Annotated in this window: 15 protein-coding genes; 8 read left to right on the forward strand and 7 right to left on the reverse strand. The window is 52.8% G+C overall.

Features of this window, described 5'->3' with window-relative positions:
* Positions 1 to 53 precede the first annotated feature (53 nt).
* Entirely contained in the window at positions 54 to 2,564 is a 2,511-nt protein-coding gene (locus tag BUB13_RS00915) for a two-component system response regulator (RefSeq protein WP_072904867.1), read from the reverse strand.
* A 201-nt stretch (positions 2,565 to 2,765) separates the two neighbouring features.
* On the reverse strand, positions 2,766 to 4,739 hold the full coding sequence (locus BUB13_RS00920) for a response regulator (RefSeq protein ID WP_072904868.1): 1,974 nt from the start codon (positions 4,737 to 4,739) through the stop codon (positions 2,766 to 2,768).
* Between the two features lie 245 nt (positions 4,740 to 4,984).
* On the opposite strand from BUB13_RS00920, the gene hrpB reads away from it, so the two are divergent.
* The 3 genes from hrpB to BUB13_RS00935 are packed head-to-tail and all read left to right on the forward strand — an operon-like array spanning position 4,985 to position 8,459.
* A complete protein-coding gene (gene hrpB, locus BUB13_RS00925) occupies positions 4,985 to 7,483 on the forward strand; it encodes an ATP-dependent helicase HrpB (protein WP_072904869.1) in 2,499 nt (832 codons plus the stop codon).
* A 1-nt stretch (position 7,484) separates the two neighbouring features.
* Positions 7,485 to 8,267, forward strand: coding sequence for an enoyl-CoA hydratase-related protein (locus tag BUB13_RS00930; RefSeq protein ID WP_072904870.1), 783 nt, complete (start codon positions 7,485 to 7,487; stop codon positions 8,265 to 8,267).
* Between the two features lie 12 nt (positions 8,268 to 8,279).
* Positions 8,280 to 8,459: a hypothetical protein gene (locus tag BUB13_RS00935; RefSeq protein ID WP_072904871.1), complete on the forward strand. Its 180-nt coding sequence runs from the start codon at positions 8,280 to 8,282 to the stop codon at positions 8,457 to 8,459.
* Between the two features lies 1 nt (position 8,460).
* Here BUB13_RS00935 and BUB13_RS00940 read toward each other — a convergent pair whose 3' ends face one another.
* Together BUB13_RS00940 and BUB13_RS00945 are read right to left on the reverse strand one after the other, a co-directional pair.
* The gene (locus BUB13_RS00940) at positions 8,461 to 9,336 is read right to left on the reverse strand and encodes a PHP domain-containing protein (protein WP_072904872.1); all 876 of its coding nucleotides are present in this window, start codon (positions 9,334 to 9,336) and stop codon (positions 8,461 to 8,463) included.
* A 74-nt stretch (positions 9,337 to 9,410) separates the two neighbouring features.
* Positions 9,411 to 11,687 carry a Tex family protein gene (locus BUB13_RS00945; RefSeq protein WP_072904873.1) on the reverse strand — a complete coding sequence of 759 codons (2,277 nt, stop codon included), beginning with the start codon at positions 11,685 to 11,687 and terminating at the stop codon, positions 9,411 to 9,413.
* A 135-nt stretch (positions 11,688 to 11,822) separates the two neighbouring features.
* On the opposite strand from BUB13_RS00945, the gene BUB13_RS00950 reads away from it, so the two are divergent.
* From BUB13_RS00950 to ptsP, 4 genes are all read left to right on the forward strand, one after another.
* Positions 11,823 to 12,779: an ABC transporter ATP-binding protein gene (locus BUB13_RS00950; RefSeq protein WP_072904874.1), complete on the forward strand. Its 957-nt coding sequence runs from the start codon at positions 11,823 to 11,825 to the stop codon at positions 12,777 to 12,779.
* On the forward strand, positions 12,779 to 13,765 hold the full coding sequence (locus BUB13_RS00955; RefSeq protein WP_072904875.1) for an ABC transporter ATP-binding protein: 987 nt from the start codon (positions 12,779 to 12,781) through the stop codon (positions 13,763 to 13,765). Before BUB13_RS00950 ends, BUB13_RS00955 begins: the two co-directional genes overlap by 1 nt.
* Before the next feature lie 63 nt (positions 13,766 to 13,828).
* The gene (locus tag BUB13_RS00960; protein WP_072904876.1) at positions 13,829 to 16,126 is read left to right on the forward strand and encodes a sigma 54-interacting transcriptional regulator; all 2,298 of its coding nucleotides are present in this window, start codon (positions 13,829 to 13,831) and stop codon (positions 16,124 to 16,126) included.
* A 407-nt stretch (positions 16,127 to 16,533) separates the two neighbouring features.
* Positions 16,534 to 18,864, forward strand: coding sequence for a phosphoenolpyruvate--protein phosphotransferase (gene ptsP, locus BUB13_RS00965; protein WP_072904877.1), 2,331 nt, complete (start codon positions 16,534 to 16,536; stop codon positions 18,862 to 18,864).
* 70 nt (positions 18,865 to 18,934) lie between these two features.
* On the opposite strand, the gene BUB13_RS00970 is transcribed toward ptsP, so the two are convergent.
* Together BUB13_RS00970 and BUB13_RS00975 are read right to left on the reverse strand one after the other, a co-directional pair.
* Complete coding sequence (locus tag BUB13_RS00970) at positions 18,935 to 20,359, reverse strand: phosphoglucomutase/phosphomannomutase family protein (RefSeq protein WP_072904878.1); 1,425 nt, start codon at positions 20,357 to 20,359, stop codon at positions 18,935 to 18,937.
* 134 nt (positions 20,360 to 20,493) lie between these two features.
* The gene (locus BUB13_RS00975) at positions 20,494 to 20,796 is read right to left on the reverse strand and encodes a YkgJ family cysteine cluster protein (protein ID WP_072904879.1); all 303 of its coding nucleotides are present in this window, start codon (positions 20,794 to 20,796) and stop codon (positions 20,494 to 20,496) included.
* Positions 20,797 to 20,946: 150 nt separating this feature from the next.
* On the opposite strand from BUB13_RS00975, the gene BUB13_RS00980 reads away from it, so the two are divergent.
* Positions 20,947 to 21,234 carry a PxxKW family cysteine-rich protein gene (locus BUB13_RS00980; protein ID WP_072904880.1) on the forward strand — a complete coding sequence of 96 codons (288 nt, stop codon included), beginning with the start codon at positions 20,947 to 20,949 and terminating at the stop codon, positions 21,232 to 21,234.
* A 79-nt stretch (positions 21,235 to 21,313) separates the two neighbouring features.
* Here the strand turns inward: BUB13_RS00980 and BUB13_RS00985 are convergent, their stop codons facing one another.
* Positions 21,314 to 23,266, reverse strand: coding sequence for a monovalent cation:proton antiporter family protein (locus tag BUB13_RS00985; protein WP_072904881.1), 1,953 nt, complete (start codon positions 23,264 to 23,266; stop codon positions 21,314 to 21,316).
* Between the last annotated feature and the right edge of the window lies 1 nt (position 23,267).

The raw sequence follows: 23,267 nt of genomic DNA on the forward strand, positions 1-23,267 counted from the left end.
AGTAACTAACAAGGCTGCAGCAAGTAGTTATTCATAAAAAATAGTTTATTTGATTATAACCGCGCACAACAATTCTGCTCATCTGTCTGCAAAATTTCTTCAATAGCTATAGGTCTCCCAACAAAATACCCTTGGGCGTAATCGATCCCCAGCTTCGGCAGCATATCGAAAACTCGTTTCTCTTCAACGTATTCAGCCACAGTCTGTTTACCAAGTGCAGAGGCAACTTGGGTGATGGCACGAACCACTGCCTGATCTTCACGACTGACGTCGACTTGCGTGATAAAGCTGCCATCCACTTTAACACTCTGGGCCGGGAACTGTTTCAAGTAACTGAATGTGCTGAAACCGGTGCCGAAATCATCCAGCGAAAAACTGCAACCAATCTTTTGCAGCTGTTCAATCATCTGCTGCGTGGCGATAACGTTTGACATACTGGCACTCTCTGTCAGCTCGAAGATTATTCGTTGCGGTTCAACCTGATGCTGCAAAAGCAGCTGTTTTACCAAAGTCACAAGCTTCTCATCGCGAAAGGCTTGTGCGGAAAGGTTGATTGCAACCTGCTGCAGGCTCGGGTACTGGCGCAATAGCTCGATGCAGCGAGAAATCACCCAATGATCAAGTAAAGGCATATCCCCCGATTCTTCCAGTGCTGGAATAAACGCAGCCGGAGACACAACTCCGAGATCGGGCAACCGCAAACGAACCAAGGCTTCGTAATAGGCCACGGAACCACTGGCAATATGCATGACCGGTTGAAAAAGCAGAAAAATCCGGTCTTCCTCAAGCGCTTGACGAAAACGGCTGGCCCAACTGATGCTGGCACGCAGATCAGCGCTTTCCCGGTCTTCTGGATGATAGCAATGCACCATATTGCGACCACGACGTTTTGCAACATAGAGAGCCATGTCGGCCTGTTTCATATAATCGTTCGACGTATCAGCCTTACCATCGATCTCACTGATCCCGATGCTGCAGCTGGTCGCCACCTGTTGTCCGGCATGGCTGTACCGATAACCATGCACCAGAGCACGCAATAGATCAGCCGTTTTTTTTGCATGCCCGGGCGCGCACTTGTGGACCAGAACAGCAAACTCATCGCCTCCGATGCGGCAAAGGACATCTGACTTGCGCACTCTGCTTCTCAGCAAGGAGGCGATATCCTGCAGCACGATATCGCCGTGGTTATGACCAAAAGTATCGTTGACAACCTTGAAATGGTCCAAGTCGATATAGAGCAAAGCATGCGACTCCCTGTCGCGTGCTGCGGATGCGTTCATCTGTTCGATCACTTTGTCGAAATAGTGGCGATTGTTCACTCCTGTCAGATAATCGTGCATGGCAAGAAATTCAAGTTGTTGCTGGGCCTGTTTACGCTTGGAGATATCATCCAGATAGCCGAAAAAAGTCAGCCCAGCGTCATCCTCCGAAATCGCATCCAGTTTGCATGCTAGCCAGAGAATATCTTCATGACTGGTGCGTAGCGGAATTTCCAGCTCGCACTGATGAAGCTCTCCGGCCAGCAACCGGAATAGCTTTTTCAAGTTATTCGATTGGCGCAGCAAAATGTCTGGACCCAAATAGCTGGTCAACTTTTGTCCCAACGATGACTCGATGCTGTACCCGGTCAAACGGGTCCATGCCTGGCTGAGAAAAACAATACACCCGGCAGAATCAAGTTTCAGAATGACCGTACTCAGATTGTCAAGCAAGCGTTGGTGCTCTTCGGACACCTTGCGATATTCTTCCGTACGCTCCTGCAGTTCGTGTAGTCGTGCAGCAAACTGGGACTGGCTGACAAGATAATCTTCCCTGCAACTGGCCAACTCACAAACCTTGCGTAGCTGTTCTGCGCGAAATGGCTTGCTGACAAAATCGACTGCCCCTTTACTGACCATCTCTTGTGCTAATTCCATTGTGCTGTGGGCTGTCATGATAACGACCGGCTGCTTCGGATCAATCCGCAGGATAGCTTCCAGAATTTCCGGCCCGGAAATTCCCGGCAGCATAACATCAAGCAACACGAGATCATGCCGTCCTTCAAGCCACGCCGCCAATCCCGTGGTTCCATCTGTTGCCAACTCAACTGAAAAACGGTTGCGCAGGATGCGCTTGACCAGCTCTGCGTTATCGATATTGTCTTCAACAACCAGCAACCTTGGCGAAAGAAGCCCTGTCATCGGCCCGACCAACGAGCTCTCAACCAGTTCAGGCAAGTGTGAAAGGTTGTCTGAACACAGCAGGTGGTTGATGCCGAATTCACGAGCCGTAATCCTGGTGACGCGCTCGCACCAGTTTTTTGTTACCAGGATAATAGGAACTTTGCTCTCACATCTATAAATCCCGCTGCGGATCAGACGGGTTAATCGCCAACCATCAATCTCGCCTATGTCTGCATCCATGACCACCAGACGGATCGGAACAGTTTGCAGTACCTGGATCGCTTCAAGTCCAGTTTCAGCTTCAACGACCCGGTCCAGAGAAACTCCCAGATTACGGCAGACAGCTTGCCTTGTAGCAACATCTTCATTAACAACTAACACTTCAGAATTTGTTGATTTCATATACAAGCCCTATGATCGACTATCAATAGTAAATATTGTAATATCAGATAATTATGAGAATAATGTTAAGATGTTATTTATTAACAGAGGATGGAATTATCGTCAACAACCAGATAGATTTTAACGAAATACACACAAAAAAAGCTGATGAATTTCTCATCAGATTTAAATTTTACCATGACAGGAAGAAGGGAAATGGAGTTATTGAAACTTTTTCGGCAACTCAAGAATAAACCGGGTCCCGACATTAGGACGGGACTCTACACTCATGCTGCCGCCATGATTTTCTGTGATAATGAAATAGCAGATCGACATGCCGAGCCCGGTACCGTTGCCGATGCTGCGAATGGTATTAAATGGCTCAAACAACTTCTGTTGCATCACTTCATCCATACCGATCCCGTTGTCTTCGACTTCGATACGAATTTTTCTCAACTGGTTAGACGTACGCAAAACAAAGCATGGCCGATAATCTGCACCACCGACAGAGCGATGCTGAGTCACCTTTTTTTCCATCGCATGAGCTCCATTCAGCAGCAGGTTAAAAATGACCTGCTGAATCTGCATGGCATTGCATTCGATCGTTTCAACTGCGGAATCATATTCTCGAATAATCTCTATCGAGCGAAAATCGAATTTGCGCTTCAAATCGAAATTCCCAGCAGCCAGGTCAACCGATTTATCGATCAACTCCGACACCAAAGCGTCCGAAAGTGATTCATTATCCTGGCGACTGAAACTGACCATATTATCAATCAGCTCCACAGTCCGTCTTCCCGCATCCATAATGGCATCCAAGCGGGCAGGAATCTCACGTATCTGCAGATAATCTTCCAGCTCCTCGATTTCAAAACCTGCCTCTTCGGCGGCATCGCGATTCGCTTTCAAGCTTGGCGACAGCCTGTTCTTCACCACTTGAACGTTCTGCATTACACCGGCTAGGGGATTATTGATCTCATGCGCCATGCCAGCCGCAAGTTGACCCATCGAAGCCATTTTTTCCGTCTGAATAATCCGTTCTTCCAGCTGTACGCGGCTGCTGACATCGTCAATTCGGATTACCGCCCCGACCACAGTCGCTTCACACAGGGGATAAATCGTAATATCACAGAAGCTGTTCTTACCCAGCAGGCACTGCTCAACCCTATCGAGGCTGTACATCTCACCTTGTTGCAAAGCCGCTTCGACTTCCGGGATAAAATTAAACTCCGGCCAGATATCCTGTAACAAGCGCCCATGCGCATCATCAGCCATGACGCCACTGACAGTTTCTGCCCGCCGGTTCCAAAGGTTGATTCTGCCAAGCAGGTCAACACCTATCAGCAACGACGGCATTGAATCGACAATATTCCCAAGCAATCCCTTCAGTTGCTGCAGGTCTTCCAGCCGCTCAATCATTTGCGCATTACTGACGAGATAATCTTCCCGCCGAGTCGCCAGTTCACAGACACGCCTCAACTCTTCCACCCGGAACGGTTTGGTGACAAAATCTGCAGCGCCATCCAGCATCATTTTTTTTGCGACGTCCATCGTTCCATGAGCGGTCACCATGACAACGGGCTGCGATGGATCAATCGCCATAATATTTTTGAGCACATCACCACCCGACATGAGCGGCAGCATAACGTCGAGCAGCACCAGGTCGTGTCGCCTCGCTTTCCAGGCCGCCAGTCCCTCTTCACCGTTGGCAGTCAACTCGACATCGAAACGGGAGCTGAGAATTTTTTCGATCAGCTGAGCATTATCCTGATGATCCTCAACAACCAGAATGCGTAATTTTCCCAACACATCAGCTGATTTTGCCAGGCATCCCTCAACCAGTTCCGGTAGCCGCTTTCTGTCACCAAAAGTCAGCAGCTGGTTGATGCCAAAATCACGGGCAGTGATTTCTGTAATTCGTTCACACCAGTCACGGGTAACAATAATGATGGGGATTGATCGGCCGCCACGGCAGATTCCAGAACGGATAAAGCGTGCCAGTTTCCAGCTATCGAACTCGCCAATTTCAATGGCTGTGACGACGAGGTCAAACTGGTTCCGTTGCAGTTCATCAACTGCTTCAAGACCTGAAGCCGCCTCAACAATCTGCAGACGCAAAGACTCAAGAACAGCGCGCAGTTCCGCCCGATCATCCTGCACAGCGTTCACGAGCAATAGACGAGGAACCTGTTCCATATCCTCAACCGAGATTCAACGGGGTTATTGGAGAGTTAATGATAATTGAGTACTATTGCCAAAATCGAGCAAGCTTGAATCGTAATTAAATCACTGAAATCGCATAAAAACCAGCATAAAATAAAAGTTATCTAATCCATTATACATATTATAATCTTTTGATCTGACTGTAACCTGACTGGGGGCTGTGAAAAACAAACCACTGCTGGCTTAATAAGCAACTCAACTTGTCCTATGATAGAGCGATGACGACACAAAGCATTCCCGCCATAACCCCTCTTCTGCCTAAAATTGAGCAACAGCTTCGCTGCCACAGGAATCTGGTTTTACAAGCCCCTCCAGGCGCGGGGAAAACAACTTGCGTTCCCTTAGCGCTGTTGAATTCGGATGTCCTGAATAAGAAAAAAATCCTGCTGCTTGAACCGAGGAGACTGGCGGCAAGCAACGCTGCTCGCTTCATGGCACAGAAACTTGGTGAAACTGTCGGCCAAACGGTTGGCTATAGCATCCGTTATCAACGAAAAGTTTCGCCGGAAACACGAATCGAAGTCGTTACTGAAGGGATTTTGACACGCAGGCTGCTGAGTGATCCTGAACTTTCTGAAGTCGGCCTGGTGATTTTCGACGAATTTCACGAGCGCCACCTGCAATCAGACTTCGCACTCGCCCTTTGCCGCGATATTCAGAACGGATTGCGGGATGACCTGAAACTTCTCATCATGTCGGCGACGCTCGATTCGACTCCGCTGGCCGAACAGCTGGGAGCTCCGCTTCTTACCAGCGAAGGTCGCAGTTTCCCGGTAGACATCTGCTACCTGCCGCAGAAGGACAATGAATCCCTGGTGGCAGCAACAGTTTCAGGGATACGCCGCGCTTTGCAGGAAACCTCCGGAGACATCCTGGCCTTCCTGCCGGGAGAGGGAGAAATCCGTCGTTGCACCCAGGATTTGATTGGGCTGGACAACCTGGCAGTCTGCCCGCTCTACGGCAACCTGCCTTTCAGCGAACAGGAACGAGCAATCCAACCGGCGCAGCAACGCAAGATCGTTCTTGCTACCAACATTGCCGAAACCAGTCTGACAATTGAAGGAATCAGTGTTGTCGTTGATAGCGGCTACAGTCGTCAACCCCGTTACGACAGCGGCAGTGGATTGACTCGCCTGCACCTCGGTCGTATTTCGCAAGCCAGCAGCACGCAACGTACCGGCCGCGCCGGTCGTCTCGGTCCCGGCCGTTGCTATCGCCTTTGGAGTGAAGGCCAACAGCAAAGCTTGCTCCCCTTTACACCTCCGGAAATCAGGACTGCCGACCTGGCTCCGCTGGTTCTGGACCTCCTTTCCTGGGGGATCAGCGACCCAACCGAACTTTTCTGGCTCGACCCACCAAGCCCGACAGCATGGCAAAACGGCATCGACCTGCTCGAACTGCTCGGCGCACTGCACAACAAGCAGCAGCTCAACCAGGCCGGTCATAAACTGGCGGAAATACCGACTCACCCCCGCTTAGCAAAGTTGCTGACGGTTGCCAAGGAAAACAATCTGCTGGGTCTCGGCTGTGAGATTGCTGCCCTGCTGAGTGAGCCTGATCCCTGGTTCAAGAAAACACCCAATCATCACAGTGGCAGTGACATTCTTGATCGACTCGAATATTTCCGTAATCATCCTGACGCCCGAGAATTCAGTACCATCTCTCGCAGCCATGGCTACTGGAAGAAGTATTTCAACCTGTCGGGGAAAACCGATACAGGCACAACAACAAAAGCACAACTGTCGCTACTGCTTTGCGCAGCCTACCCGGACCGCATCGGCAAGGCACGACAAGGCAGCGGAAAGAAATTCCTGCTCAGTTCCGGGCAGGGTGTACAACTGGGAAATCATTCGGCTGTGCAGGCTAACGACTACCTGGTCGCTGTCGATTTGCGCGAGAATCGTCGTGGAGAGAGTGAAATCAGGCTGGCCAGCGGTCTGGAAAAATGCGACATCGAACAACTCTTCCCCAAACTGCCCTGGCAATCGAGCTGTGAGTGGGATCAGCTGGAAGGACGCATCATCGCCTGCGAGCAGCAGCGTATCGGTAAACTGGTCCTGAACCAGCGGCCGGCCCAGATTGACCGGGAGCAGGCAGACCGGGCCATCCTCTCCGCCATCCGCAACGAAGGACTGCAATTGCTAAATTTTTCGAAAAATGTTCAACGATTCCGTACCCGGCTGCAGTTCCTGCACAACTGCCACGACGCCCGCAAGTGGCCTGATGTGTCTGATGCAAAGCTGCTGGCAACGCTTGAAGATTGGCTACAACCTTTCCTCGGCAATACACGAAACCGGGCAGACCTGCAGAAAATTGACATCCAGACCACACTGAACAGTCTTCTCGACTGGCAACAGTTGCAGCAACTTGATACATTAGCCCCAGAAAAAATGCAGGTACCCAGTGGATCGCGCATCACATTGCACTACTCGGACGATCAGCCGCCCGTTTTGGCGGTCAAGCTGCAAGAGATGTTCGGTCAAACCGAAACGCCACGCATCGCTGATAACAAAGTAGCTATCGTCATCCACCTGCTATCCCCGGCCGGACGCCCGTTGCAGATCACTCAAGACCTCCGCCACTTCTGGGAACAGAGCTACCCGGAAGTGCAAAAGGAGATGAAAGGACGCTACCCGAAGCATCCATGGCCGGATGATCCACTGCAAGCTCTGCCGACGGCCAAAACCAAACGCAAACTCGCCCAACAGGAGAAATGAAATGGCTTACGAAAACCTTCGCATCGAGATCGAAAACAATATCACTCTTATCACCATCGACCGACCCAAAGCGCTCAACTCCCTCAACATGGTGACCATGGATGCTCTTTCTCAGGCCATTGCTGACCTGCAAGCGAACACCGAGGTAAAGGTCATCATCCTTACCGGTGCGGGGGAAAAAGCCTTTGTTGCCGGTGGCGATATCTCCGCCATGCAACCTCTCGGCCCGATGGATGCGCGCAAAGTCGCGCAGAAAGCGCAACAGCTTTTCAACGACATCGAGTACGGAAAAAAAGTTGTGATCGGTGCCATCAACGGCTACGCTCTCGGCGGTGGCTGCGAACTGGCGATGGCTTGTGATATCCGTATCGCCTCAGACAACGCCAAATTCGGCCAGCCGGAGATCAAGCTCGGCATCATTCCCGGCTGGGCCGGGACCCAGCGGCTGCCTCGGCTGATCGGCAAAGGCAAAGCGAAAGAGCTGATGTTCACCGGCGACATGATCAGTGCTGAAGAAGCTGTACAGCTGGGCCTGGCCAACCAGGTGGTGGCGCAAAGTGCTTTGATCGCAACGGCGAAGCAGATGGCGGAAAAGATCGCCGCGATGCCCCAGGTTGCCATCAGCCTGATCAAGGAGGCCGTCAACAACGGCATTGAGATGGAAAGCCAGAAAGCCTTCTCCTACGAAGCGGAACTGTTCGGGCTCTGTTTTGCTACCGAAGACCAGAAAGAAGGCATGGGTGCGTTCCTGGAGAAACGTACTCCCGAATGGAAAGACCGCTAAAGGAGATTTACGATGGCGCTTGAATACCTGCTTTTGTGGGCCATGTTTGGATTTGCGGCAGGATCACTGGCCAAGGGAAAAAACCGGCGCCAAAATATCTGGTTTTGCATCGGTTTGTTGCTTGGTCCTTTTGCCGTATTGATCATTGCCATTCTGAAACCGGCACAGGGACCCGAGCAGAAATATAAATAGGTCAGACACGTTCCTGCTGCCGCCGGTGCAACGCCGACTTGATTTCATCAACACAGCTGTAGGGGATTTTCATGCCGCGAAAACCGCTGCCGATTTCGATATTAGAACCCGGATCGCCGTGAAAGTCAGACCCCCCGGTAATGATCAATCCGTGCTTGCGCGCCAGTTTGATCAACCAGTCGGTGTCTTCCATGTTTGAACCGTTATTGTAAACCTCGATACCATCGAGACCGAGGCCGACCAGCTCTGCAACCAGTTTTTCCAGCAGTCGTCGTTCACGGGTGATGTAGGGAGGATGGGCCAACACGGCAATACCCCCACTCTGCTGGATCAACTTGATTGCATCATCGACCGGGAAATAACGCTTCGGTACGTTGCAGGGCACCAGGTAACGATTAAAAGCTTCTTCGTTATCCTCGACATATCCGCCCTCACGCAACGCCTGCGCGATATGCGGTCGACCGATGGTGCCATCAGCCAGCCTGCGCACCGCATCCGGGTCGATCGGTTCCCGCCCTTCTTCGGCCAATTTCTGATTGACCCGGTCGATGATCTGCCGGTTGCGCCCAGCACGGAAATCCTGAAATTCGCTCAGCTCACGGTTGAGATAGGGGCACTCGGGGTCAAAGCCGTAGCCGAGAAGATGCATGTCATAATACTGGTACCACTGAGTCGACAACTCCACCCCAGCAATCACCTCCAGCCCTTTTTCTGCACCAATTTTCTGCGCCGTCGCAATGGCGTCGACGTTATCGTGGTCAGCAATAGCGATTGCTACCAGATCGGCCTGTAGCGCCTTTTCGACCAGTTCCTCCGGGGTAAAATAACCGTCGGAGCAAGTAGAGTGAATATGTAAATCGACCAGTTTTGCTTCCATTTAATGAGCCTTTCCTGCTCATGTATAGCACATTTCGCATCCTGCCGGGGAGTGAGCCGGGGAAATAAATCTAACTATTTCTTTACTTTGAAGCCTGACTTGGCAAATGCTGCGGCCAGGTCGTTCATCACGGCTTTCTCCTGCTGCTTTTTTACCGGCTTCTTGTCCTGTTTCTGCGGACGCTTTTGAGTTTCATCCGATTCGGCTTTCATACTCAGCGAAATCCGTTTGCGCTGCAGATCAACCTCGAGCACCCTGACCTGGACCTGCTGACCGACCTTGACCACCTGATTCGGATCTTTGACAAAACGATCGGCCAGTTGGCTGATATGCACCAGCCCGTCCTGATGGACCCCGATATCGACAAATGCACCGAAGTTGGCGACATTGGTCACCACGCCGTTCAAACGCATACCCGGCTGGAGATCTTTCATTTCCATGACATCTTCACGGAAGGCTGCTGTGCTGAAAGTTTCGCGCGGGTCTCGACCCGGTTTTTTCAGCTCGGCGAGAATGTCCTGCAGCGTCGGCAGCCCGACGTCTTCACTGACGTATCTTTTCAGATCGATTTTTGCCAGCATAGCCGGCTCCGCAATCAACTGTGAAACCGATGCACCGACATCGGTAGCCATCTTTTCCACCAGTTTGTAACGTTCCGGGTGAACAGCCGTGTTGTCGAGAGGCTGTTGCGCATTGCGGATACGGAGAAAACCAGCAGCCTGCTCAAACGCCTTCTGACCGAAACGGGGGACATCGAGCAACTGCCTGCGGCCGACGAAGCTGCCCTGCGTGTCACGGTGAAGAACAATCGCCTTCGCCAGTGATTCGCCGATGCCGGAAACGAAACTGAGCAGCGCCCAACTGGCAGTATTCAAATCAACACCGACATAGTTAACGCAGGACTCGACCACCTCGTCGAGAGCCTTTTTCAGTGCCGTCTGACTGACATCATGCTGATACTGACCGACGCCAATACTTTTCGGATCGACTTTCACCAGCTCGGCCAGGGGGTCCTGTAAGCGCCGGGCGATGGAGATGGCTCCACGAACGGTCAGATCGAGATCGGGGAATTCTTCGCGGGCGATATCGGAGGCGGAATAGACACTTGCGCCCGATTCACTGATCATCGCCACCGGAATTTTCAGCCCGGCTTCTTTCACCGCCTGGCGCACGAACTGATCCATCTCCCGACCGGCGGTACCGTTGCCGATGGCCACCATCTCGATATTGTGCGCCTGCAACAGCCGCAGCAGTTCTTTTTTCGCCGGTTCCACCTTGCCGCTACCGGCATGCGGATAGATGGTGACATGCTCGAGGAATTTTCCGGTGCCGTCGACGACGGCCAGCTTGGAACCAGTGCGCAAGCCGGGGTCGACACCCAGCACTCGACGACTGCCAGCTGGTGCTGCCAGCAACAGGTTGCGCAGGTTTTCGGCAAACACGCGAATCGCCTCATCATCAGCTGCTTTCTTTGCCTGCAGCCGCAACTCGACCTCAATCGAAGGCGCCAGCAGACGGCTGTAAGCATCGGCAACAACAGCCTGCAACCAATCTCGGCAGCCGCTGTTTTCTGGCACAAGCAGCGTACTGAGACGCTGCAGAATTTCTTCTTCCGGCGCGGCGATTGCCAAGCGCAACACCTCTTCTTTTTCACCGCGACGCATCGCCAGCATCCGATGAGACGGAACCTGCTTAAGTGGCTCGCTGAAATCGTAATACATCTCGTACTTACTGACACTGCCCTCTTTGCCGCGCGCCGGTTGCGAACGGAAATCGCCCTGCTGCCAGGTCAGTTCCCGCACAATAGCTCGTGCCTCGGCGTTATCAGCAAACTGCTCGGCGAGAATATGCCCCGCACCTGCCAGGGCAGCGCCGCAGTCAGCCAATTCTTTTTCAACATCGACAAATGGCATTGCCAGCGCATCCAGATCAACTCTGCCGGTTGCCCCCAGCAGCTGCTTCGCCAAGGGTTCAAGACCACGTTCACGAGCGATGGTCGCCTTGGTGCGCCGTTTTGGTTTGTAGGGCAGATAGAGATCTTCCAGCTCCGTCTTTTGTCGGCAGCCGTCGATCTTTGCCTTCAGTTCCGGCGTCAACTTGCCCTGCTCGTCAATCGATTTGAGGATGGTTTCGCGTCGATCGTTCAGTTCTTTATGATATGTCAGCCGTTCCTGCAACTCGCGGATCTGGACCTCGTCCAGCTCACCGGTCGCCTCCTTCCGATAGCGGGCGATAAAAGGGACGGTCGCACCCTCTTCCAACAAAGCTACAGTTTGATTGACCTGGTTTATCTGCAGACCGGTCTCTTCTACCAGCAATTGTCTGATTTCGTTCGATACTATTTGCGTCATATTTAAAGAATCCCTATGGCTTAAAAAAGGTGCGCGATGTTACCACGCAAGCACGGGTTTGCAAAGGTGGATACTTGACCATTGCTGCGCCAGCGTGTACACAATGAGAATCATCCCAACTGCTACAGGAATCCGATGTCTACGCTTCTCGAAGTCAAAAATCTCAAGAGTTATTTTTTCACCCGTGCCGGGCTGGTAAAAGCAGTCGATGACGTCAGCTTTGCCATCGCTAAAGGGGAAACCCTGGCGCTGGTCGGCGAGTCGGGTTGCGGCAAATCGATGACCGCGTTGTCACTGTTGCGGCTATTGCCGGAACCAGGCAAAGTCGTCAATGGAGAAATACAACTGCTGGGACGCGACATGCTGCGCCTTCCCGACCTGGAAATGCGTCGTATTCGCGGCAACGAGATTTCGATGATTTTTCAGGAGCCGATGACGTCGCTCAATCCGGTACTTAAAATCGGCGAACAGATTGCCGAGGTGCTGCGCCTGCATGAAGGGCTGAGCGAGCAGAATGCTCTCGACAAATCGGCCGAGCTGCTCAGGCTGGTCGGCATTTCCGACCCGCAGCGGCGCCTGCGCGATTATCCACATCAGCTCTCCGGTGGCCAGCGCCAGCGCATCATGATCGCCATGGCACTGGCCTGTGATCCGCAGCTGCTGATCGCCGACGAACCGACCACTGCCCTCGACGTGACCATCCAGGCGCAGATCATGGACCTGCTGCAGCGCCTGAAGCAGGAAAGACAGATGGCAACCTTGCTGATCAGCCACGATCTCGGCGTTGTTGCGGGCAACGCCGATCGGCTGGCCATCATGTATGCCGGCAAAATTGTCGAGAGCGGTCCGGTCCCAATGCTGTTCGAAAATCCGCTACATCCTTACACACAGGGGCTGCTCAACTGCATTCCGCGGCCTGGGCAGAAAAGTGCCTTGCCGACCATTCCGGGACAACTGCCGAATGTCGGCGAAAACCAGGAAGGCTGCCTCTTCCTCGACCGTTGCGACAGGCCCTGCGGCCCGTGCGGTCACCAGACACCGGAGCTACAGGAAATTGAACCGGATCACTGGGTCCGCTGCTGGAGATATTGATGTCTTTGCTCGACGTACGCAATTTGCGCAAAAGCTTCCGCACGACTGATGCATTCGGCCGCTCGAAAGGCAGGCTGGTCGCGGTTGATGATGTCTCTTTCACCCTGCAGGCGGGTGAAACGCTCGGTCTGGTCGGCGAATCGGGCTGTGGCAAATCGACCACCGGCAAACTTGTCATGCAGTTGCTGCAGGCGGAACAAGGAGAGGTTTTGTTTGAAGGGACCGACCTGCGCAAACTCACCCCGCGACAGATGCGCCCTTACCGCCGCCAGATACAGATGATCTTCCAAGATCCCTTCTCTTCGCTCAACCCGCGCATGACTGTGACCGACATCCTCAGTGAACCCTTTATCATTCATAAGCTGGCACCCAAACGGGAGATCCGTGATCGGGTGATCCAACTGTTGGAGAAGGTTGGTCTGAAAGCGGAACATGAACTCCGCTACGCCCACGAATTCTCCGGCGGACAGCGGCAGCGGATTGGTATCGCCCGGGCTTTGGCGGTACAGCCAAAATTGATTATCGCCGATGAACCGGTCTCCGCTCTCGATCTCTCGGTCCAGGCACAGATTCTTAACCTGCTCCGCGAAATTCAGCAGGAAAACAATCTCAGTTACCTGTTCATCGCCCACGATCTATCGGTGATCGAGCACGTCAGCAATCGCATCGCGGTCATGTATCTTGGCAGAATCGTTGAAACAGCCGGTGCAGAAGATCTTTACAGGTCTCCACAGCATCCCTACACCGAAGCGCTGCTCAACGCGGTTCCACTTCCCGACCCCGGACATCCACGGCCGATACCACTGACCGGCGAAATTCCTTCGCCGATCGATCCTCCCAGTGGCTGCCATTTCCATCCACGCTGCCCCTATGCCGACGAAAAATGTCGTTCAGAAGCACCGATCTTGACTGCCTCAGTAGGCAACCGTCAAGTCGCTTGCCACCATTTCGATCAGGTTGGACGCTACCTGCGTCACAGATCCTAAACTTGACATATTGTGCCACCACTGGCACAATCCTGGCCCACCCGCAGACAAAGGATAGGGTCTATGCAAAATCCAAAATGGTCAGGACCGATTGCAACCATTCGCGAACGCTGTCGCAAATGCTACGCCTGTGTACGCAACTGCCCGACCAAAGCGATCGGGGTTTTCCAGGATGCCGCTGAAGTTATCCACCACCGCTGTATCGGCTGTGGCAAATGCCTGCAAGTGTGTTCACAAAATGCGAAGGTGATTGCTGACGCGATCAAGGAAACTGAAAAGATTCTGCAGGGAAAGCAACCGGTTGTCGCGGTCCTCGGCTGTTCTTTTCCGGCATTCTTCTACGATGTCGACCCGGCTCAGATGGTGACGGCACTTCGCAGGATCGGCTTTGACGAAGTACTTGAAGGGACTGCCGGAGTTGAAATGATCGCTCCGGAATACCGTGAGCTGATCAACAAAAAGAATGACTTCCCACTGATATCCAGTCATTGTCCGACAGTCGTTGACCTCATCGAACGACACCATCCAAGCTTGTTGAAAAACCTGGTTCCGGTTGTATCACCGATGGTAGCCATCGGCCGATTTATCAAGGCTCATCGCGGCAAAGAAGCCAAAGTTGTTTACATCAGCTCCTGCATCGGCGGGAAGTTCGAGGTCACGTCCGAGTCAGTTCAGGGCGCCATCGACAGCGTCCTGACCTACAGCGAACTGAACCGGATGCTGAAAGAGCGCAACATCGATCCACACCGGCTGGCAAAGACTCCCTTTTCAGGCTTGCCGACCAGCACAGGGCGCACGTTTTCTATCTTTGGTGGCCCTTTCAACAACTTTGGCATCGTCAATAACGGGCTCGACCCGAATTTTGTCGCCACTGTCGGCGAAGAAGCCAGTCTCGAAGTCATTCACGACCTTGCTGCCGGACGGATTTCGCCGCAGTATGTCGATGTCCGCTTCTGTAACGGGGGATGCATCGGCGGCCCCGGACGAACCAACCGGCTGACATCTTTTTCTAAACGCAACCTGATCATCAACTACCGCAAGCAATCGATTCCTTACAAGCCGTCGCCACATTACCTTAAAGCCCCTGAAGACCTGAAACTCGACCGCACTTTCAATAATCGCCAGCACCAGTTGGAACGACCGAGCGGCGATGCGATCCGGCGCATTCTGAACGAAACGGAAAAATTTAACGAGCAGGATGAACTGAACTGCGGCAGCTGCGGCTACGCGACCTGCCGCGAGCATGCCGTAGCGGTCTACCAGGGCTTGGCAGACACGCGCATGTGCCTGCCATTTTCGATGAACCAGCTGGAAGAAGACCGCACCAGCCTGGAACAGAAATACGATCTTGCAAAACGCGCACTTGACCAGGAATATGCCGGCACCACGATAATCGGCAACGACACCCGCACACAGGGGGTTTTGCACATGATCAAGCAGGTCGGTCCGACACCGACCTCGGTTCTGATTCGCGGGGAAAGCGGCACAGGTAAAGAGCTGACCGCCAGAGCCATCCACGAAGCTAGTTTGCGTGCCGAAAAACCACTGGTCACCGTCAACTGTACCACTTTGACCGACAGCCTCCTGGAGAGTGAACTGTTCGGCCATAAAAAAGGTTCTTTTACCGGCGCGGTCAAAGACAAGAAAGGCCTTTTCGAAGCAGCTGCTGGTGGCACCATCTTCCTTGACGAAATAGGCGACATTACCCCAAAACTGCAAGCAGAGCTGCTACGCGTGCTCGACAGCGGCGAGATCAAGCCGGTCGGCAGCAACAAAACGATAAATGTTGATGTCCGCATTATAGCTGCAACCAACAAGGCGCTGGAAGAAGGGATCGCCCAAGGCTGGTTCCGTGAAGACCTTTTCTACCGCATCAACGTTTTCACCATCACCCTGCCGCCATTGCGCAGCCGCTTGAATTCTCTGCAGCAGCTGGTTGACCATTTCCTTAACCTGGCCGCGCGCAGGCTGAATAAAACCATTCACAAGATAGATGACAACGCCCGCCAGGCGCTGACGTGCTACCACTGGCCCGGTAATATTCGTGAGCTGCAGAACATTATCGAACGCGCTGTTGTCCTTTCTCCCGACCAGGTCATCAGGTTGGAACAGTTGCCGGTCGTTTTTGGCGAGCTGTTGCGAAAGAACCAGGGAGCCACCAGCGCAAGAGATACTGGCCTACGCCAGCAACGCGACCTGCAGGCCGGTAAAATTGAAGCCGACTTGCTAATTCATTTCTTGCGTGAATCAGCAGGCAATGTCTCTGCGGCTGCAAGGCTGGCCAACATTCCCCGGCGAACTTTTTACCGGATGCTTGAACGACAGAAAATTGATAGTAAGGCCTACCGTGACAAAAAATAAACACTGTGCCAAATAATGCACAATCCTTAGACAGATGTGCCAAACATGACACATGGCTATTTTGCCAGTCGGGGTGGTCATAACACCAAGTCGAATTAAAATCACGCCAAATCGTGCCACAAGTGGCACACCTCTTCCCTTTTGACAAAGTTGCATACCGCAGAAATCCGCCTTTTCTCGCTCTAATGTTCTAAACAAGAAAGCTGGCATGCCGATTGCTTATATTACGAGCAAATGCATAGGGATTCATCCCGTTCCCGCCCGAACGGAAACAAGAAACATCCCTTTTCGCCGTCAAGGACCTCTCTCCCCTTGACGGCGTTTTTTTTTGTTTGGCAATATCCAAATCATGACAATTAGGCTAAACTCTAGAAGTTTGATTTCTTTCTCCGCTTCATGGCTGGTTCATGACCCCAAAAGTTCACAAAAAATCTGACAACAGTCTTGGCTTGAGCACCCTGCAAGATATCAGCGCGCTCATCCTGCAGTCGCACGATCTCGACGAAACCCTGAACAACATCGTCAAGCTTGTTTCTGATCGGGCGCACTCCGAGGTCTGCTCGATTTATTTACTTGATGATGACGCTGTCACCCTGCGCCTGCGCGCCAGCCAGGGCCTCGACCCGGCTTCGATCGGCTCCGTCAGTCTGAAAATCGGCGAAGGTCTGACCGGCCAGGTTGCCAAAGAGCAACGCTTGATCGCGCTGGAAGAACCACAGAACCATCCTCACTACCGCTATTTTGCCGAGACAAAAGAAGAGCAGTTCCATACCTTCGTTGGTATCCCCCTTTTCGACCGGACTCTGACGATTGGCGTTCTGGTCATCCAGAACCGTGATCTCTACCACTACAGTGAAGAAGAATTATCAACGCTGACAACGATCGCCTTTCAAGTTGCTTCAATTGTTGTCAATGCCCGCTTGCTTGACACCATCGATAACCAGCAATTTCTTGAGCTTGAAACGATCGGAGCAGAGGAAACACAATCCCGCGAACTGGACACTGAAGAATATGTGGTCCTGCGTGGTCAGATCGCCTACCCCGGCGTCGTCAGTGGACAGGCCAACATTATTGATCAACAGCTCGGTTTTGCCGACATCTTCGACGAACAGGATGTCAACATCGAGGCCGAACTGAAAAAGCTGGATGAAGCACTGCGCAAGACCAGAATCCAGACCCTCTACCTGGAAAAACGGGTTGCCGACAAGTTAAGCCAGGAAGACGCGGCGATCTTCCATACCCACCTGATGATCCTGGAAGACCGCGGTTTCATAGAACGTCTGCACGATCGCATCGAAGAGGGGCACAGCGCACCCTACGCACTGAAAAAGGTTATTGGCGGCTACCTGAAGGCCTTTGGCAAGATGGAAGACGCCTACCTGCGAGAACGCGCCGCAGACATGGAGGATATCGGCCGTCGCCTGCTGGCGAACCTGGTTGGCCAGGTCACAGAGGGCCTGCAACTCCAGCATGAAGGCATCCTGGTTGCCAAGCGCCTGCTGCCGTCCGACATGGCGATTCTTGATCACGAGTTGATTCGCGGCATGATCATCGAGTCGAATGAAGCCAATTCCCACTCGGTCATCATGGCCAAAGCCCTTGGCATTCCCGCTGTTATCGGTGTTAAAGGCGCCCTCTCGCAGATCGAGCCGGATGCCGAACTGATCCTTGATGCCAATGCCGGGGCGATCTACCTGAACCCAAGCGATTCGATTCTCGATGAATACTTCCGCCTCGAACATGATCGCCTGCAGGAGAAGGAACGTCTCGACAAGTTACGTGAGGTTCCGGCGACAACCCGCGACAATCAGCGGGTCATGCTGCGCGCCAACATTGGCCTGATCAGCGACATCAACATCGCGCGAAAAAATGGCGCTGAAGGGGTCGGCCTCTACCGAACCGAATTCCCCTACATGGCACGAAGCAGTTTCCCCGACCGGGAAGACCAGTACCAGCTCTACAAACGCGTTATTGAAGACTTCAAGGGCGAACCGGTCACTATCCGCACCCTCGATATCGGTGGCGACAAAGCCCTGCCCTACTTCACTCCGCCGCAGGAAGACAATCCCTTTATGGGCTGGCGTTCGGTCCGTGTCAGCCTGGACAACCGGGAAATTTTCCAGACCCAGATCGAAGCGATCCTGATGGCGGCCGTGCATGGTCCGATCCGCCTCTTGTTCCCGATGATTTCCAATTTCGAGGAGATCCGCAGCTGCAAAGAGATTGTCCACGAAGCCAAGCAGAACCTGAAACGGCTCGGCATTCCCTATGAAGAAAATATTCCACTGGGGGCGATGATCGAAGTCCCGGCTGCAGTGCGCATTTCGCCACACCTGGCCAAAGAGGTCGATTTCTTTTCCCTCGGTACCAACGATCTGGTGCAATACCTGCTCGCGGCAGACCGTGGCAACAACCTGGTCGAACGTTACTACGACCCATTGCACCCTGCCGTGCTGCTGTCGATCGAATATCTGGCACAGGTGGCAAAGCAACACGACACCGACATTTGCCTGTGTGGCGAGATGGCTACTGACCCTGCCTGCCTGCTGGCGCTGATCGGCCTCGGCATACGCCAGTTTTCGATCTCGGCACCCTACATTCCGCGGCTGAAAGAATTTATCAACTCGATCGACAGTACAGAAGCGACAAAGCTGGCAGCAGAAATACTAACCCTGCCAGAAAGCAAAGCGATTCGCGCAAGACTGCTGGAAAAGATCGATAATTTCTCAGCTAACTAGATATTTTCCACACACGAAAAAGCCCGAACACTTTGCAATGCTCGGGCTTTTTCAGGTCAAACTAAAACTTTTACTCACCAAGAATAAACGCCTGCCCCTGCGCCATCACTTCGGCTAGGCGCTCGGCAGTACCCGCCTCGCCGTACAGCCGCACAACCGGCTCGGTTCCCGATTTGCGGAACAGCATCCAGCTGCCGTCATCGAAAAGGAACTTGTTGCCATCGATCTTGATGACCTGCTCGATTGTATTACCACCGATCTCATGAGGTGGATTCTGCAATTTCGCCGGCAATGAAGCTTCCAGTTGCGGAGAAAGACGAATATTGATCCGCTTGGTATAGATTTCACCGACACGAGAGTAGAGATCGGCCAGCAATTCGCGCAGGCTCTTTTTCTCTACCGCAACCATCTCCGCCACCAGCAGACAGGCCAGGATGCCGTCCTTCTCCGGCACATGGCCGCAGATGCTCAGTCCTGCGCTTTCTTCTCCTCCAATAAGGATTTTATCTTCACTGATATATTCGCCGATGTACTTGAACCCGACCGGAGTCTCCAGCACTTCGACGCCGTGGTACTTGGCAACCGCATCGATCAGATGCGAGGTCGCCACGCTGCGGGCGGCGTTACCCTTCATTTTTTTCGTCCGGATCATGTAATCAAACAGCAGCGCCAGGATGTAGTTCGGCTCGATGTAGCTGCCGTCACCATCGACGATACCGAAACGATCCGCGTCACCGTCGGTGGCAATCCCCAAAGCGATCGAGTCATCATTTTTAATCAGCTCGATAAAATCAGGAATGTGTGCCTCGGCAGGTTCCGGTGGCTCACCGCCGAAGTAGGGGTCGAGGTGATCGTTGACCTTTACCACCGGCACACCGGCCTCTTCCAGAATGGTATCGAGATAATCGCGTCCCGAACCGTAAAGCGGATTGACCGCCAGTTTCATTCCCGATGCAGCAATAGCATCGAAATCGATCAGTTTGCGCAGAGTCTTGAAATACTCCTCACGCGGATTGATCTCCTCGAACAGGCCTTTCTCTTTTGCCTGCGTCAGGGTGATCTCTTTATAGACAATTTCATCCAGCATTTCGTTGGCACGCTTTTCGATATCACCTGTGGTTTCAGGCAGCGCCGGTCCACCCCAGGCCGGTGAAAACTTGATCCCGTTATAATCGTAAGGATTGTGGCTGGCGGTAAAGTTGATCGCGCCGGACGCTTTACGCCGCAACAATTCGTGAGCAATAACCGGCGTCGGAGTATCGCGTATACAGAAAAAGCTCTTGATCCCGGCCCCCGCCAGTACACGTGCTGTCTCGCGGGCAAAGTCAGCGCCCATAAAGCGAGCATCGTAGCCGATCACAAGTCCCGCATCGGCGAGGCCTTCGGCCTGCAGGTGATCAGCAATGGCTTGAGTGACAACGCGCACGTTGTTCAGGGTAAAATCCTCACACAAAATTCCACGCCACCCGGAGGTGCCGAATTTGATCTGCGACATCAGTCGATCTCCTTGAGAGTTAAATTTATCTTTTTCAGTGTCATTCGCTACAGAAATAAATATAGCACAGGAATCCCCACCTGACGGGCAAGCGTAACTGATAATTATTCAGGTTATATTGATGGAACGGAAAATTAATCGTCCTGCAGTTTCGGCGCAGGGTAATCTTCGATTTCAGCGACGTAAGGACAATCGGGGGGCAATATTCCAGCAGCGACCAGTTCGGGGGTCAGTTGGGCACATTCTGGGTGCAATTCGGAGCGCTGATGATAGATACGGCACAGGTTGGTTGCTGTATCCAAATGGGGACAGGGTGTCTTCGTATAGTAGATTCGGCCGCGATAATCGAGTTTTTCATAACAACAGCGACCGCAATGCTGACAAATCGCTTCCCATTCCGCGCTGCCGGGCTGCGGTTTTCTATTCTGTTTTTTCATGACGCAAGATTAGCGGCTTGTGCAGGCAAAGGTCAATCTGCAAAAACAGGGAAAAAGCGCCGAAAAATCGTTGACTCGAAAAGTGAAATTCGCTATTAGTAGGCGTTCTGAATCTGAACCAAAGCATAAAAAGCTAGGAGGAATAGAAACATGCAGTGCCAAACTGTTCTCGCAGGTACCGAGTGTACTTTCTGGAAAAAAGCCGGTTGCGTTGCCGAAAACGGCAGCTGCCAGGTTATTGTTGAAGAGTGTCAGGGTTGTGATCGTATCGTCAAAGGGTCCATCGGCGATGTCTGCAGCTCTTACCCGAACCCTGCAGCCAAATGGGCCAGCGGCCTGTGCAACTTCGCGACTCACAAGAAGGTCGACCTCAAGACCGATGACGTTCGCGTCAACCCGCTCAAAGCTGCCAAGCGTGCAGCTGCCGGTCGCAAGTAAATCCGACAGAGCGAAAAACATTAAAAAAGGCCATCGCATTTGCGGTGGCCTTTTTTTCGTTGCATGTCGTCACAACGTATCAGTTAAACCCCTGCAGCGCTTCCTGCTGTGCCTGGCTGCCGATAATCGCGATCAGGTCGTCGACCTTAAAAACAAAATCCGCCGGGGGGTTTGAGGTGAACTGACCATCGCGCAGGACGCCGACAATCGATACGCCGAGGGTTTGACGAATTTCCAGGTCGCGCAGGCTGCGCCCGACCATCAGACTCTGTTCACCCAACCTCTCCCAGCTAAGCTCGAGCAGTTCACGGGCATTTTTCAAAAGACGGATTTCCTGGTTACCATCCTGATTCTGCATATCCGGGTGATAATGATCAAGTCGCACGGCGTCAGTATAACGCTGAATGATCGGAATCGGAATTTTCAGGTTCAAAAGTGTCTGGCGGGCAATCTCAAGCCCCGCTTCCAATTCCGGCATAATCACCATGTAAACACCATCCGCATAAAGCGCTTCCATTTGTTCAACACCTTCAGCACGCACAACGATATTCAGATCAGGGTGATGGCGGTGCACGTAGCGGACTATGGTTTCTGTCGGTGTGATATGCGGAATCGTGATCAGCAGTTGCTGCGCCTCGGCAAGGTTCGCAACTTCAAGAATCATTTCCTGGCTGGCATCTCCGTAAATGGCAGGATAACCGCACTCTTTACATTTATCGATCAGACGATGACTCATCTCGATGATAACAAAAGGCACCTCCAGCTGTTGCAGCACCTGGGCGACATGCTGACCTACCCGGCCACCGCCAGCGATGACGATGTGTTCATGCAAGCCTTCTTTCGGCAGGTTGACGGTTTCCAGTGTTTCTGTTTTCAACAGGCGACGTTTTAAACCGTACAGTGGCGCAGTCAATCCGGAAGCGAACGGAGTGATCACCATGCTGAAAATTGCCGCGGAGAGAATATAGGAATACTGCTCTTGGTTCAGGAACCCTCCGCCAAAACCGACCTGTCCGAGTACGAAGGAGAATTCACCAATTTGAAACATGCCCAAGGCGACTGCCAGCGGCACCACGTTACCGTAGCCGAAACCACGTGCAATGCCCGCCATCATGATCCCTTTTCCAAGAGCAATCAGCAGGACAAGCTGCGCCACACCAGCCCAGTTTTTCAGCAGAAAGTTCGGATCCAGCAACATGCCGACCGAGGTAAAAAAGAGCAGCCCGAACAGGTCACGTAGCGGAATGATATCACTAAGCGCCTGATGACCGTAGTCAGATTCACTCAGCACCATACCGGCGACGAAGGCACCAAAAGCAAACGAAAGACCGACTAGGTAAGTGGCGTAGCCAATGCCAAGACCGATGGCCGTGATCGTCAGCAAAAAAAGTTCGCGCGAGTTCCAGCGGGCGACAATAGCCAGCAACCAGGGCAATGCACGGGTACCAATGAAAAACATCACCAGCAGGAACGCTACTGATTTCACAGCTGCAACACCAAGGATCGGCAGACCGCTGGCCGGATCGGAGAGTTGCGGCAACATGATCATCAGCGGCACCACCGCCAGATCCTGGACAATCAGGATACCGATCATTACCCGGCTGGAAAGGGTTCCCATCATGCCTTGGTTCATGAGGGTTTTCAGGATGACCATGGTGCTGGAGAGCGAAGCGATGCCACCTAACCACAGCGAGGGCACGGTCTCCCAACCGAGCCATTGACCGACCAGATAACCGTAACCAACAGTCAACAGAATCTGAATCGGCCCACCGATCAGGGCGATGTTGCGCACCGGGCGCAGCTCTTTTAGCGAGAATTCAAGCCCCAGTGCAAACAGCAGCAGCGCGACACCGATCTCGGCCAGCTTTTCAATTTCGTGTGCGTCCGATACCGTCACCCCTCCGGTAAACGGGCCAATCACCACGCCAGCCAATATATAACCGAGTATCAGCGGTTGGCGCAGCTTCTGCGCAATCAGTCCGCCCAGCAGCGCAGCAACGACAATAACAACAATATCAGCAGCAATTCCCATG

Origin of the sequence: Malonomonas rubra DSM 5091 (assembly GCF_900142125.1) — a bacterium.
GTDB lineage: Bacteria > Desulfobacterota > Desulfuromonadia > Desulfuromonadales > Geopsychrobacteraceae > Malonomonas > Malonomonas rubra.

Excerpts from the sequence above, each read along its gene's own strand:
- BUB13_RS00950 (WP_072904874.1), top strand. The coding sequence starts at position 11,823 with ATGTCTACGCTTCTCGAAGTCAAAAATCTCAAGAGTTATTTTTTCACC.
- BUB13_RS00920 (WP_072904868.1), bottom strand. The coding sequence starts at position 4,739 with ATGGAACAGGTTCCTCGTCTATTGCTCGTGAACGCTGTGCAGGATGAT.
- BUB13_RS00960 (WP_072904876.1), top strand. The coding sequence starts at position 13,829 with ATGCAAAATCCAAAATGGTCAGGACCGATTGCAACCATTCGCGAACGC.
- BUB13_RS00945 (WP_072904873.1), bottom strand. The coding sequence starts at position 11,687 with ATGACGCAAATAGTATCGAACGAAATCAGACAATTGCTGGTAGAAGAG.
- BUB13_RS00970 (WP_072904878.1), bottom strand. The coding sequence starts at position 20,359 with ATGTCGCAGATCAAATTCGGCACCTCCGGGTGGCGTGGAATTTTGTGT.
- BUB13_RS00985 (WP_072904881.1), bottom strand. The coding sequence starts at position 23,266 with ATGGGAATTGCTGCTGATATTGTTGTTATTGTCGTTGCTGCGCTGCTG.
- BUB13_RS00915 (WP_072904867.1), bottom strand. The coding sequence starts at position 2,564 with ATGAAATCAACAAATTCTGAAGTGTTAGTTGTTAATGAAGATGTTGCT.
- BUB13_RS00940 (WP_072904872.1), bottom strand. The coding sequence starts at position 9,336 with ATGGAAGCAAAACTGGTCGATTTACATATTCACTCTACTTGCTCCGAC.
- ptsP (WP_072904877.1), top strand. The coding sequence starts at position 16,534 with ATGACCCCAAAAGTTCACAAAAAATCTGACAACAGTCTTGGCTTGAGC.
- BUB13_RS00930 (WP_072904870.1), top strand. The coding sequence starts at position 7,485 with ATGGCTTACGAAAACCTTCGCATCGAGATCGAAAACAATATCACTCTT.
- hrpB (WP_072904869.1), top strand. The coding sequence starts at position 4,985 with ATGACGACACAAAGCATTCCCGCCATAACCCCTCTTCTGCCTAAAATT.
- BUB13_RS00955 (WP_072904875.1), top strand. The coding sequence starts at position 12,779 with ATGTCTTTGCTCGACGTACGCAATTTGCGCAAAAGCTTCCGCACGACT.
- BUB13_RS00980 (WP_072904880.1), top strand. The coding sequence starts at position 20,947 with ATGCAGTGCCAAACTGTTCTCGCAGGTACCGAGTGTACTTTCTGGAAA.
- BUB13_RS00935 (WP_072904871.1), top strand. The coding sequence starts at position 8,280 with ATGGCGCTTGAATACCTGCTTTTGTGGGCCATGTTTGGATTTGCGGCA.
- BUB13_RS00975 (WP_072904879.1), bottom strand. The coding sequence starts at position 20,796 with ATGAAAAAACAGAATAGAAAACCGCAGCCCGGCAGCGCGGAATGGGAA.